Below are 11972 nucleotides of genomic sequence, written 5' to 3'. Positions count from 1 at the left end.
CGGCGCGGGCGGCTTGCCCGCGCCGTCTTTTTCCCGTCGAGCCCGCCACGCGGGATGTGGCCGCCTGGCGTGCCGCGCGACGGGCGCAGGGGCCGCGCATCGCCTTGCCCGAGCGCAATCGGCTGCAACAAGGCTGCGAAAAGTGTGGTGCCTTGTCGTAATGAGGGCGGCATTTCTTGGTACCCTTCCGGGGTCGTCCAACCCAAACCGCCGTCGTTTTGTCCGTTTCGAGCCGCTCCGTACCCAGGTTTCACCCCGCCACCCTGTGCGCCCAGGCCGGCCGTCGCCTGCACGCCATCCTGTGCGTGAGCCGCCAGAGGCTGGGGCGCGCGTCGCGTCTCGCGGCTTGCCTGGCGCTCAGCCTCGTGCTCGCGGCTTGCGCCTCCACGCCCGCCAGTACGCCGTCGGGCCACTATCGGGTGCAGTCGGGCGACACGCTCTACAGCATCGCGCGCCGTTTCGACCAGAATGTCTCCGATCTGGTGCGCTGGAACAAACTCCCCAACGCCAACCGGATCGAGCGCGGCCAGTTGTTGCGCGTGCAGTCACCGACCGGCGCCGCGTCGCAGGGCGGCAAGAGCACCGGTAGCGCCAAGCCCGCGCCCCGTTCGACGCCCAAGCCCAAGCCCACGCCGCGCCCGTCCGGCGGCCCCGTGACCGGCATCGCATTGATCTGGCCCGCGCAGGGCAAGCTGATCGGCACCTACGGCGGCGCCTCGAGCGGGCTCACCATCAGCAACAGCGCCGGCACGCCAGTCGTGGCCGCGGCCGCCGGCACGGTGGCTTATGCGGCCGCCGGCCTGCGCGGCTACGGCAACATGGTGATCGTGCGGCATGGCAATGGGTCGTTCCTGACGATCTACGCCCACAACCGCAAGCTGCTCGTGCGGCAGGGCCAGACGGTCAAGCAAGGGCAGACCATCGCCGAGATGGGCGACACCGATCGCGCCAGCCCCGCGCTCTATTTTGAGCTGCGGCGCGACGGCAAGGCCGTCAATCCCACGGGCGTGCTGCCCAAGCGTTGAGCGCAGGGCCGCACGGGCCCCGCGAGACTCAGCCGCGCCAGGCGAACACCGCGACGATGATGATCGCGCCCAGCACGATGTTGGTCGTGACGCCATGCCGGATGCCGGTGAGCGCGCGTGCCGCGGCCGGCCAGTCCTGGGCCTGTACGGCGCCGTTAAGACGCGGATAGAGCGCGTAGCGGATGTAGGCGTAGATCACGCTCATCACAATCCCCAGGCCGGCCATCAGGTGCCACGAGCCCGGTACGATCATGACGCCGCCCGTGGCCGCGACGGTGCGGGCCGTGGAAAACAGCATCCAGGCGCCCGACAGCAGCAGGAACAGCACGGCCGGCAGCACGGCACCCAGAAAGCGGCGCAGCACGTCCCGCATCAGCGTGAGGCGTTGGGGCGCGTCCTGACCGGCGAGGGCAGGACGCAGGAAACAGTGCGCGAACACCATGCCACCCACCCACAGAACCACGGCCAGCACGTGCAGGGCCTTGACGATGCCATAAAGCATGAAACACCTCGCCTGAAGAAGAGGGGGCGGCGCCCGGCCTCGGAAGGGGCATGATAGCCGGGTGGCGAATGCCGGCGCGCGCGTTTCGTCTTAAACTGCCGGCTGTACCGGCGGGGCGGACCCTGGCAGGTCCGGCCCTGTGTTTCCTATTCTGTGGGGTTTTTTGATGCCTAGCTTTGACGTCGTTTCCGAAGTCGATAAACACGAACTCAGCAATGCGGTCGATCAGGCCAACCGCGAGCTGGCCACGCGCTTCGATTTCAAGGGCACCGATGCCAAGTTCGAACTCGATGATTCGGTCATCACGCAGGTCGCGCCCAGCGCCTTCCAGCTCAAGCAGATGATCGAAATCCTGCGCGGCCGCCTGTCGGCGCGCGGCATCGATGTGCGCTGCATGGACGTGGCGGATCCGCTCGAGAATCTCGGCGGCGCCCGTCAGAAGATCACCATCAAGCAGGGGATCGAGCAGGCGGTCTCCAAGAAGCTGATCGCCGCCATCAAGGCCGCCAAGCTCAAGGTCGAAACCCAGATCAACGGCGAGAAGCTGCGCGTCACCGGCAAGAAGCGCGACGACCTCCAGACCGCGATCGCGCTGCTGAAGAAGACCGACGTCGAGCTGCCGCTGCAGTTCGACAACTTCCGCGACTGAGTCCGCGCGGCGCTGCCTCGGGCGGGGCGGGCGTCTGCCCGCGCCTAGGGGCTTGGGGCCTGCGGGCCTGCGGGCCGCCCGACCCCGGCGCCGCCTCCGCGGCAACTCGTTGACGCGCCGCACGCCCGATTCCGCATCCCACCGACGAGGGCTCGCATGTTCGATTCTCCCCAGGACGCTCAGCAGGCGTTCGACGCTTTCTTCGAACCGCATCAGGCCGCGCAAGTGGTGCAGGCGCTGGTGCCTGTCATCGGCCTGCAGCCCGTGTCGCCAGCGGTTGCGCCCGCAACCGCCGCCGGCGAGACGCTGGGTGCCAGCCGGTTCGGCGGTGTCCCGGATCTGCCCGCGGGCGCTGCCTGGCCGGTGCCTCCCGCGCCCGCCAACGCGGACGAGATCGCGGGCCGCGGCAACAGCGCGGCCGGCGCCGAAATGCGCGACCACCTGAGCCGCAACCTGCCCTACGCGTTCATGGGTCAGATCGACCTGGAAGAGGCGCATCGCCTCGGGCCGGTGGCGCAGGCCCTGCCGCCGAATGGGCGCCTGCTGTTCTTCTACGATCTCTCCGTGGGGCCCTGGGAGTCCGGGTCGCGCGTGGCGCATGTGGTCTGGGACAACTCGCCACGGCAGGCGCTGGTGCCTTTGGCCATGCCGCCCGCCCTGGCCGAAGCCGCCGAGCAGGAGCGCCGCGAACGCGAGGCCATCCGCAAGCAATTCAAGCAGCCGGCGTCCAATACGCCGGTGGGCACCAATTACGGCACCGCGCCGCAGCCCCTCGAGCTGAAAGCCGCCGTGGGCGTGCCCGACCCGGCCTCGCTGGAGATGGCGGCCGTGCCCGCGCTGCAGGCGCGCTATCACGGCAAGTCCGGCGACGCAGCGGCCGAGGCGTTCGCCGAGGCCTACGACGAGATGCGCGAAGAACTGAACCAGGACTACCCCACGCCCGGCTGGCGCCGCCATCAACTGCTGGGCAGCCCCCTGCCCGAGCAGGACGACCCGCGCTATCAGGCGGTGGTGGTGACCGAGTACGGCGTGGAATTTCTCGGGCGCGAGGCGTGGCAGCGCGAGCGCGAACGCATCATGGCGCTCGCCGGCCAATGGCGCCTGCTGCTGCAGGTCGACCTGTCGGCCTGGTATGCGGATCCGCTGACCGAGGGAACGGTGTATTTCGTGATCCGCACCGACGACCTCGCCGCGCGCCGCTTCGACCGCGTGGTGGCGGTGTATCAGCAGACCTGACATCGGTTGTTGCAGCGGGAGGGGGCTTCGTCACAAAGGATGAGGTCTTGTCGCCCGCGGCCGAGGCATAATCGACGGGCCGGTCCACGTTCATGGGAGTCATCATGCGACTTTCTCGCCAACCCCTCATCGCCGCCCTGTTGCTGGCGGCCACCGTCACGATCGTTCACGCGGCGCCGCCCGAAGGCAAGGGCCCCGGCCAGAACCAGAACCAGGGCCAGGGCAATGGCAAAGGCCAGGGCAATGGCAAAGGCCAGGGCAACGATAAAGGCCCGGGCAATGGCAAGGGCAACGGCAACGGCAACGGCAACGGCCAGGGCAACAAGAAATCGGGCCGCGACGACGGCGTCAGCGTCAATCTGCGCCATGCCGGCATCACGGTCGGCGTGGCACGCGACTACGCCGTGCAATATGGCGTCACCGGCATGGCGGGTCTGCCGCCCGGCATCCAGAAAAACCTCGCCCGCGGCAAACCGCTGCCGCCGGGGATCGCCAAGAAGATGGTGCCCGGCGGCATGCTCGCGCATCTGCCCGAGTATCCCGGCTACGAATGGCGCATCGCCGGCAGCGACCTGATCCTGGTGGCGATCGCGGGCGGCATCATCGCCGACGTGCTGTTCGACGTCTTCCGCTGAGCGCGCGCGGCGCTACACCGACAGGTGGCGCCGCACGTGGTCGCCATCGATCTCGCCGCGATCGCCCGCGGCCACCACTTCACCGCGCGACAGCACCACGAAGGTGTCGGCGAGCTCGCGCGCGAAGTCGAAATACTGCTCGCACAGCACGATGCCCATGTCGCCGCGCTGGCGCAGCAGGTGAATGACGCGCGCGATGTCCTTGATGATCGAGGGCTGGATGCCTTCGGTGGGCTCGTCGAAGATGATCAGCCTGGGCTCGGCCACCAGCGCGCGCGCGATCGCGAGCTGTTGCTGCTGGCCGCCCGAGAGGTCGCCGCCGCGGCGCTTGAGCATGCTCTTGAGCACCGGGAACAGCTCATAGATGTCGCCCTGGATGCGCCGCGCCCGCGCGGCCGGCTTGGTGGCCATGCCCATCAGAATGTTTTCTTCGACGGTCAGGCGCGCGAAGATGTCCCGGCCCTGCGGCACGTAGGCCATGCCCAGCGCCGCGCGCTTGTGTGGCGCGAGCCGGGTGATGTCCACGCCATCCAGCCGCACGGCGCCGCGCGCGACCGGCAGCACGCCCATCAGGCATTTGAGCAGCGTGGTCTTGCCCACGCCGTTGCGGCCCAGCAGCGCCAGGCACTGGCCCCGCGTCACGTCGAGCGAGATGCCGCGCAGTGTGTGGCTGCCGCCGTAATACTGATTGATGTTTTCGGCTGCGAGCATGTCAGCGTCCCAGATAGACTTCGATCACGCGCGGGTGGTTCTGCACCGCCTGCATCGATCCTTCGGCCAGCACCGAGCCCTCGTGCAGCACGGTGACCTTGTCGCCCGCGATCTGGTTCACGAAGTCCATGTCGTGCTCGACCACCATGAGTGAATGCCGCCCGCGCAGCTCGTTGAGCAGCTCGCCGGTGCGCGCGGTCTCGGCATCGGTCATGCCCGCGACCGGCTCGTCCAGCAACAGGAGCTTGGGCTCCTGCATCAGCAGCATGCCGATCTCCAGCCATTGCTTCTGGCCGTGCGACAGCAGGCCCGCCGGGCGCGCCGCCTGATCGCGCAGGCGGATCAGGTCCAGCGTGGCGGCGATGCGGTCGGTCTGCTCGCTGTTCAGCCGGGCGAACAACACCGGGCGCACGCGCTTGTCGGTCTTCATGGCCAGTTCGAGGTTCTCGAACACGCTGTGCTGTTCGAACACGGTGGGGCGCTGAAACTTGCGACCGATCCCGGCGTCGGCGATCGCGGCTTCCGAGAGCGTGGTCAGATCGATGTTCTGGCCGAAGAAGGCCGTGCCGCTGGTCGGGCGCGTCTTGCCGGTGATGACGTCCATCATGGTGGTCTTGCCGGCGCCATTGGGGCCGATGATGCAGCGCAGCTCGCCCACGCCGATATCCAGCGTGAGCGCGTTGAGCGCCTTGAAACCGTCGAAGCTCACCGTGATGTCGTCGAGATACAGGATCGCGCCGTGACTGGTATCCACGCCCTTGGGGCTGACGCGGCCATAGCTGGCCTCGCCGCCCGGGCCGCCCTGCAGGCTGTCGCCGGCCAGGGGAGAGGTTGCGGTGTTCATGCCTGTTGCTCCCGTACCGTGTTGCGTGCCGTGGCGGCGCGCGTGCGCTTCATCTGCATCAGGCGCCGCACCAGTCCGACGATGCCTTGCGGCAGGAACAGCGTGACCAGCACGAAGATCAGGCCGAGCGCATAGAGCCAGAACTCCGGCACGACGCTGGTGAACCAGGTCTTCAGGCCGTTGATCGCGCCCGCGCCCACGATCGGCCCGATCAGCGTGCCGCGCCCGCCGGTGGCCACCCAGATCACCATCTCGATCGAGGTCTCGGTGGACATTTCGCTGGGGTTGATGATGCCGACCTGCGGCACGTAGAGCGCGCCCGCGATGCCGCACAGCACGGCCGACAAGGTCCAGACGAACAGCTTGAAGCCGAGAGGCTCGTAGCCCAGGAAGCGCAGCCGGCTTTCGGCATCGCGTACCGCCGTGAGCACACGGCCCAGGCGCGATTGCGTGACCGCGCGCGCCAGGATCAGCGCGCCGAACAGCGCCGCGAGCGTGATCCAGTAAAGCGCGGCCCGCGTGCCGGGCGCGGTGATGTCGAAGCCCAGGATGCGCTTGAAGTCGGTGAAGCCGTTGTTGCCGCCGAAGCCGGTGTCATTGCGAAAGAACAGCAGCATGGCGGCGTAGGTGAGCGCCTGCGTGATGATGGAGAAGTACACGCCCTTGATGCGCGAGCGGAACGCGAAGTAGCCGAACACGAAGGCCAGCACCCCGGGCACCAGCAGCACCAGCAGCCAGGCGTACCAGAAGTGTTCCGTGAACGACCAGTACCACGGATACTCCTTCCAGTTGAGGAACACCATGAAGTCGGGCAGGTCGCTCTGGTAGGCGCCATCGCGGCCGATCGAACGCATGAGGTACATGCCGTGGGCGTAGCCGCCCAGCGCGAAGAAGAGGCCGTGGCCGAGCGAGAGGATGCCGGCGTAGCCCCAGACCAGATCGAGCGCAAGCGCGGCGAGCGCGTAGCACATGAACTTGCCCAGCAAGGCCACCGCATAGGCCGATACGTGCAGCGGATGGCCGGGCGCGAAGAAGAGGTTAAGCGCGGGCAGCAGCGCCATGAACACCAGGATCGCGAGCAGCGCACGCCAGGCGCGCGGCGAGAACAGTCGGTGATGCGAGAGCGCGGCGAGGTCGGAGTGCGAACCGGGCGCGTGCGAAGGGATCGTCGGGGTCATTCGGCGCTCCGGCCCCGGGGGGCGAACAGGCCTTGCGGGCGTTTTTGCACGAACAACACGATCAGGACCAGGATGGTGATCTTGGCCATGACCGCGCCGGCGTGGGGTTCCAGCAGTTTGTTCACGCCGCCCAGGCCCAGCGCCGCGATCACGGTGCCGGCGAGCTGGCCGACGCCGCCGAGCACCACCACCATGAAGGAGTCGACGATATAGGCGCGGCCGAGGTCGGGCCCGACGTTGCCGAGCTGGGACAGCGCGACGCCCGCGAGCCCCGCGATGCCCGAGCCCAGCCCGAACGCCAGCATGTCGATGCGGCCCGTGGGCACGCCCACGCAGTCCGCCATGCGGCGGTTCTGCGTGATGGCGCGCACGAAGAGACCCAGGCGCGTGTGATTGAGCAGCAGCCACACGAGGAACACGACCAGCAGCGCGAACACGATGATGACGATGCGGTTGTAGGTGAGCACCAGACTGCCCAGCACCGTCACGCCGCCACTCATCCAGCTGGGATTGCTGACCTCGACGTTCTGCGCGCCGAACAGCGTGCGCACGGTCTGCATCAGGATCAGGCTGATGCCCCAGGTCGCCAGCAGGGTTTCCAGCGGACGGCCGTAGAGCCAGCGGATCACGGTGCGCTCGAGCGCCATCCCGACCAGCGCGGCCGTCACGAACGCGACGGGCAGGGCGGCCAGCACATACCAGTCCATCCAGCCCGGCAGCCAGGCGCGGAACGCGAGCTGCACCAGGTAGGTGGCATAGGCGCCGATCATGAGCAGCTCGCCGTGCGCCATGTTGATGATGCCCATGAGCCCGAACGTGATCGCCAGCCCGATCGCGGCGAGCAGCAGCACGCTGCCCAGGCTCAGTCCGTAGAACAGATTGCCGGCCCACTCCACCGTCGCGGCGCGGCGGTCGATGGCGCGCATGGCGGCGGCGGCCGCCTCGCGCACGGACGTGTCGGGCTCGGCGTAGGTGCCGTCCGGACGCGCCGTGGCAAGCTCGGAGAGCAGCGGCCGGAACGAGGCGTTGCGGGCGCGGCCCAGCAGCTCCACCGCATGACGGCGCACCGCCGCATCGGGGCTGGCGAGCTCGAGTTTGGCCTGCGCCAGCTCGAGCGCGGCGCGCACCTCGGGATGCTGTTCGCGATCGAGCGCCTGCGCGATCAAGGGCAGACGGCTCGCGTCCGAGCCCTGTTGCAGGCGGCGCGCGGCGGCCAGCCGCTCGGCGGGATCGGCCGCATGCAGTTGCGAGCCGGCCAGGGCCGATTGGATGGCGCGGCGGATACGGTTGTTGATCGAAATGCTCTGTGCGTCGGCCGGCATGGCGAGACGCTCGCCGGTGGCGGGATCCTCGGCCTGCGCCGGCGTGGCGGCGTCGGCGAGCAGCACGCGCCCGGCCGGCGTGGCGTAGAGGCGATCGTCGCCCAGCGCCTGCAGCACGGCGGCGGCGCCCGGCTCGGGCAGCGCGCCGAGCGCGGCGATGGCGCTCAGGCGCGCCTCGCTGTCGTCGCCCGCCAGCGGCGCGAGCAGCGCCGGGTCCAGGCCGGCGGCCTGCGCCCGGCCCGCACCCGCGCTCGCGCCCAGGGTCAGCATCAGTCCCAGCAGGCAGGCCAGAAGCCAGTGCTGCGGCAAAAGGAGTCTTCCAGGTCTGTGCATCTGCTGCCCTCGGATCGGCGCGGGTGGGGAGGGCCTTACAGCCCTTGCTTGCCTTCGTTGCCCGGAATGAACGGGCTCCAGGGTTGGGCGCGGATCGGACCCTTGCTCTTCCAGACCACGTTGAACTGGCCATCGGCCTTGATCTCGCCGATGTAGACCGGCTTGTGCAGGTGATGGTTGGTCTTGTCCATCTCGATCGTGTAGCCGTCGGGCGCGTTGAACTTCTGGCCGCCCATGGCCGCGATCACCTTGTCGACGTCGGTGGTCTTGGCCTGCTCGACCGCCTGCTTCCACATATGGATGCCGACGTAGGTGGCTTCCATCGGATCGTTGGTCACGGCCGTCGCGGCATTGGGCAGGTTCTTGGCCTTGGCGTAGGCCTTCCATTTTTCGACGAAGGCGGCGTTGGCCGGGTTCTTGATCGACTGGAAGTAGTTCCAGGCCGCCAGATGGCCCACCAGCGGTTTCGTGTCCACGCCGCGGAGCTCTTCTTCGCCCACCGAGAAGGCGACCACCGGCACGTCGGTGGCCTTGAGTCCGGCGTTGCCGAGCTCTTTGTAGAACGGCACGTTGGAGTCGCCGTTGATGGTGGAAATGACGGCCGTCTTGCCGCCCGTGGAGAACTTCTTGATGTTGGCGACGATGGTCTGGTAGTCGGCGTGGCCGAACGGCGTGTAGACCTCTTCGATATCGCTGTCCTTCACGCCCTTGGAATGCAGGAAGGCGCGCAGGATCTTGTTGGTGGTGCGCGGGTATACGTAGTCGGTGCCGAGCAGCACGAAGCGCTTGGCGCCGCCGCCGTCTTCGCTCATCAGGTATTCGACCGCGGGAATCGCCTGCTGGTTGGGCGCGGCGCCGGTGTAGAACACGTTCTTCTCGAGCTCTTCGCCTTCGTACTGCACGGGGTAGAACAGCAGGCCGTTGAGCTCCTTGAACACCGGCAGCACCGACTTGCGCGACACCGAGGTCCAGCAGCCGAACACCACCGCGACCTTGTCCTGCGACAGCAGCTGGCGCGACTTCTCGGCGAACAGCGGCCAGTTCGATGCGGGGTCGACCACCACCGCCTCGAGCTTCTTACCCATCACGCCGCCCGCCGCATTGATCTCGTCGATCGTCATCAGCGCGACGTCCTTGAGCGAGGTCTCGGAGATCGCCATCGTGCCGGAGAGCGAATGCAGGATGCCGACCTTGATGGTGTCTTCGGCGGCCATAAGCGGCGGCATCCAGCCCGAGAGCGCCAGCAGGCTGGCGGCGGTGAGAGACTTGAGTACGTATCTGCGTTGCATGGTGACTCCTGTAGCTGAAAGCCGGGATCGCCGGCGGGTTTTTCTGGACTACGTAAGACCAACACCTTCCACCACGCTTCAAGCAATACCCATGCCAGGTCCGGCCGGGCGAATGGCGTCATTGAGCGGCGGGTGGCAATACGTTGAATGGCGCATCGGGGGCGCGGCGCACGCTGGTGCGGCGTGCACGAAAGCGGTGCGTGATCGGCGCGATGCTGGTGCGCGATGTCGGCGCACGAACCGCCTCGCGCGCATGCGGGCGAGCGCACGCGCGAGGGCGCAAAGCCCTTGTTTCATAGGGCCGCGCGCATGCCGATGCGTTCGTCGGCGCAAAGATGGCATGCACTTTGCTTGGGTATCCGTACTTGTATACAAGAGAGGATCCCAGCATGCCCGCCGTCGCCCAGCCTCAACTTTCTTCCGTCCTGGGATGGACGCTCGCCGATTGGCAGCGTGCCTACCGCGAGCAGGGCGCCCGCCCTGCCGAGCTGCTGGCGGCCTACGTGGCCGGACCGGATACGCCCGCCGATAACGCATGGATCGCGCGTCTGGACGACGCCGGCCTGGCGCGGCAGCTCGGCGAACTCGAAGCCCTGCTCGCCGCCGCGGGCGGCGACCTCGCGCGCCTGCCGCTCTACGGCGTGCCCTTCGCCGTCAAAGACAACATCGACGCCCGCGGCTGGCCCACGACCGCAGCCTGCCCGGCGTTCGCTTATTCGCCGGACGCCGATGCCACCGTCGTGGCGCGTCTGCGCGCCGCCGGCGCCGTGCTGGTGGGCAAGACCAATCTCGATCAGTTCGCCACCGGTCTGGTCGGCACGCGCTCGCCGCACGGCGCCGTGCCCAACAGCTTCGATCCCGCTTATGTGAGCGGCGGCTCGAGCTCCGGCTCCGCCGTGGTCGTGGCCCGAGGCCTGGTGCCGTTCTCGCTCGGCACCGATACCGCAGGCTCGGGCCGCGTGCCCGCCGGTTTCAACAACATCGTCGGCCTCAAGCCCACCCGCGGCTGGCTCAGCAACCGCGGCGTCGTGCCCGCCTGCCGCACGCTGGATTGCGTGTCGGTGTTTGCGCTGACCGTCGCGGACGCGGCTGCCGTGGCCGAGGTCGCCGGCGGCTACGACGCGGGCGACGCGTATGCGCGCGCCGAACCGCCCGCCGCGCGCGCGGCCTGGCACACGCCGCCGCGCTTCGCCGTGCCCGATACGCTCGAGTTTTTCGGCGACGCCCAGGCACAGGCCTGCTTCGAGGCCGCGCTGGCCGCACTGCGCGAGCAGGGCGTGACGATCGAGACCATCGACTACGCACCTTTCGCGGAGCTGGCGGCGCTGCTCTATCAGGGCCCGTGGGTGGCCGAGCGCTTCGCGGCAGTGCAGTCGCTGTGGCGCGACACCCCCGACGCGCTCGACCCGGTCGTGCGCGGCATCGTGGAGCAGGCCGCCAACTTCGATGCCACGCAGACCTTCCAGGCCGAGTACCGACGTGCCGAGCTGGCGCGGCAGATCCAGCAGACGCTCGCCGACTTCGATGCGCTGGTGGTGCCGACCTCGCCGTCCATCTACACCATCGCGCAATTGCGCGACGAACCCGTGCTGTTGAATTCGCGGCTGGGCACCTACACCAACTTTGCCAACTTCGCCGACCTCTCCGCGCTCGCGCTGCCGGCGGGCATGCGGGGCGACGGTCTGCCGGCCGGCATCACATTGATCGGCGCCGCCTGGCAGGACCGGGCGCTGGCCGCCTTCGGTGCGCGCTGGCAGGCGCAGGCGGGGCTGCCGCTGGGCGCCACGGGGCGGGCCTTGCCTGCGTCGTACGAGGCGGCCGTCAAACCGGTTGAGCCCGCAACCAATACGATCCGTGTCGCGGTGGTCGGGGCCCACCTCACCGGCATGCCGCTGAACCATCAACTGAGCTCGCGTGGCGCGCGTCTGATCGAGCAGACGCACACGGCCGCCGGCTACCGGCTCTACGCGCTGGCCAACACCACGCCGCCCAAGCCGGGTCTCGTGCGCGTGGCCGAGGGCGGCGCGCCCATCATCGTGGAGCTGTGGGACGTGCCGTCGGCGCTGTTCGGCAGCTTCGTGGCCGAGATCCCGGCGCCGCTGGGGATCGGCACGCTCGAACTGGCCGATGGCCGTTCGGTGAAGGGATTCATCTGCGAACCGTGCGGGCTGGAAGGCGCGCGGGACATCACGTCGTTCGGTGGCTGGCGCGCCTTTCTGGCCGCGCAGACCCGCTAAGCACAGGAGAG

Annotated in this window: 11 protein-coding genes; 5 read left to right on the top strand and 6 right to left on the bottom strand. The window is 68.6% G+C overall.

The window, feature by feature from the left end; all coding sequences use genetic code 11:
- Positions 1–305 precede the first annotated feature (305 nt).
- A complete protein-coding gene (locus tag CAL25_RS20925) occupies positions 306–1025 on the top strand; it encodes a M23 family metallopeptidase (RefSeq protein ID WP_094803591.1) in 720 nt (239 codons plus the stop codon).
- A 28-nt stretch (positions 1026–1053) separates the two neighbouring features.
- Here CAL25_RS20925 and CAL25_RS20920 read toward each other — a convergent pair whose 3' ends face one another.
- Positions 1054–1527, bottom strand: coding sequence for a CopD family protein (locus tag CAL25_RS20920; protein WP_094803589.1), 474 nt, complete (start codon positions 1525–1527; stop codon positions 1054–1056).
- A 166-nt stretch (positions 1528–1693) separates the two neighbouring features.
- On the opposite strand from CAL25_RS20920, the gene CAL25_RS20915 reads away from it, so the two are divergent.
- The 3 genes from CAL25_RS20915 to CAL25_RS20905 all read left to right on the top strand — a co-directional run bounded on the left by CAL25_RS20915 (position 1694) and on the right by CAL25_RS20905 (position 4047).
- A complete protein-coding gene (locus CAL25_RS20915) occupies positions 1694–2176 on the top strand; it encodes a YajQ family cyclic di-GMP-binding protein (RefSeq protein ID WP_094803587.1) in 483 nt (160 codons plus the stop codon).
- 156 nt (positions 2177–2332) lie between these two features.
- On the top strand, positions 2333–3412 hold the full coding sequence (locus CAL25_RS20910) for a DUF1963 domain-containing protein (protein WP_094803585.1): 1080 nt from the start codon (positions 2333–2335) through the stop codon (positions 3410–3412).
- Between the two features lie 104 nt (positions 3413–3516).
- Positions 3517–4047 carry an anti-virulence regulator CigR family protein gene (locus CAL25_RS20905; protein ID WP_249279189.1) on the top strand — a complete coding sequence of 177 codons (531 nt, stop codon included), beginning with the start codon at positions 3517–3519 and terminating at the stop codon, positions 4045–4047.
- A 12-nt stretch (positions 4048–4059) separates the two neighbouring features.
- Here the strand turns inward: CAL25_RS20905 and urtE are convergent, their stop codons facing one another.
- The 5 genes from urtE to urtA form a co-directional block, all read right to left on the bottom strand.
- Positions 4060–4758 (bottom strand): urea ABC transporter ATP-binding subunit UrtE, encoded by a 699-nt coding sequence (urtE, locus tag CAL25_RS20900; protein ID WP_094803581.1) that lies wholly within the window; start codon positions 4756–4758, stop codon positions 4060–4062.
- A gap of 1 nt (position 4759) precedes the next feature.
- Positions 4760–5602, bottom strand: coding sequence for an urea ABC transporter ATP-binding protein UrtD (gene urtD / locus CAL25_RS20895; RefSeq protein ID WP_094803579.1), 843 nt, complete (start codon positions 5600–5602; stop codon positions 4760–4762).
- Positions 5599–6663 (bottom strand): urea ABC transporter permease subunit UrtC, encoded by a 1065-nt coding sequence (gene urtC, locus CAL25_RS20890; RefSeq protein ID WP_432759260.1) that lies wholly within the window; start codon positions 6661–6663, stop codon positions 5599–5601. Before urtC ends, urtD begins: the two co-directional genes overlap by 4 nt.
- Positions 6664–6776: 113 nt before the next feature.
- Complete coding sequence (gene urtB, locus CAL25_RS20885) at positions 6777–8372, bottom strand: urea ABC transporter permease subunit UrtB (RefSeq protein WP_094803923.1); 1596 nt, start codon at positions 8370–8372, stop codon at positions 6777–6779.
- Positions 8373–8470: 98 nt separating this feature from the next.
- Complete coding sequence (gene urtA, locus CAL25_RS20880; RefSeq protein WP_094803575.1) at positions 8471–9724, bottom strand: urea ABC transporter substrate-binding protein; 1254 nt, start codon at positions 9722–9724, stop codon at positions 8471–8473.
- A 389-nt stretch (positions 9725–10113) separates the two neighbouring features.
- Between urtA and atzF the strand changes: the two genes are divergently transcribed.
- Positions 10114–11961, top strand: a complete 1848-nt coding sequence (atzF, locus tag CAL25_RS20875) for an allophanate hydrolase (protein WP_094803573.1) — start codon at positions 10114–10116, stop codon at positions 11959–11961.
- Positions 11962–11972: the final 11 nt, after the last annotated feature.

This window comes from Bordetella genomosp. 5 (genome assembly GCF_002261315.1).
GTDB lineage: Bacteria > Pseudomonadota > Gammaproteobacteria > Burkholderiales > Burkholderiaceae_B > Bordetella.
The sequence above is the reverse complement of the archived record's forward strand: the minus strand, read 5'-3'. Positions and strand labels throughout refer to the sequence as shown.

Bases quoted from the DNA above. Each gene is read 5' to 3' on its own strand.
- CAL25_RS20920 (WP_094803589.1), bottom strand. From the start codon at position 1,527: ATGCTTTATGGCATCGTCAAGGCCCTGCACGTGCTGGCCGTGGTTCTG.
- CAL25_RS20915 (WP_094803587.1), top strand. From the start codon at position 1,694: ATGCCTAGCTTTGACGTCGTTTCCGAAGTCGATAAACACGAACTCAGC.
- CAL25_RS20910 (WP_094803585.1), top strand. From the start codon at position 2,333: ATGTTCGATTCTCCCCAGGACGCTCAGCAGGCGTTCGACGCTTTCTTC.
- CAL25_RS20905 (WP_249279189.1), top strand. From the start codon at position 3,517: ATGCGACTTTCTCGCCAACCCCTCATCGCCGCCCTGTTGCTGGCGGCC.
- urtE (WP_094803581.1), bottom strand. From the start codon at position 4,758: ATGCTCGCAGCCGAAAACATCAATCAGTATTACGGCGGCAGCCACACA.
- urtD (WP_094803579.1), bottom strand. From the start codon at position 5,602: ATGAACACCGCAACCTCTCCCCTGGCCGGCGACAGCCTGCAGGGCGGC.
- urtC (WP_432759260.1), bottom strand. From the start codon at position 6,663: ATGGCGCTGCTGCCCGCGCTTAACCTCTTCTTCGCGCCCGGCCATCCG.
- urtB (WP_094803923.1), bottom strand. From the start codon at position 8,372: ATGCTGACCCTGGGCGCGAGCGCGGGTGCGGGCCGGGCGCAGGCCGCC.
- urtA (WP_094803575.1), bottom strand. From the start codon at position 9,724: ATGCAACGCAGATACGTACTCAAGTCTCTCACCGCCGCCAGCCTGCTG.
- atzF (WP_094803573.1), top strand. From the start codon at position 10,114: ATGCCCGCCGTCGCCCAGCCTCAACTTTCTTCCGTCCTGGGATGGACG.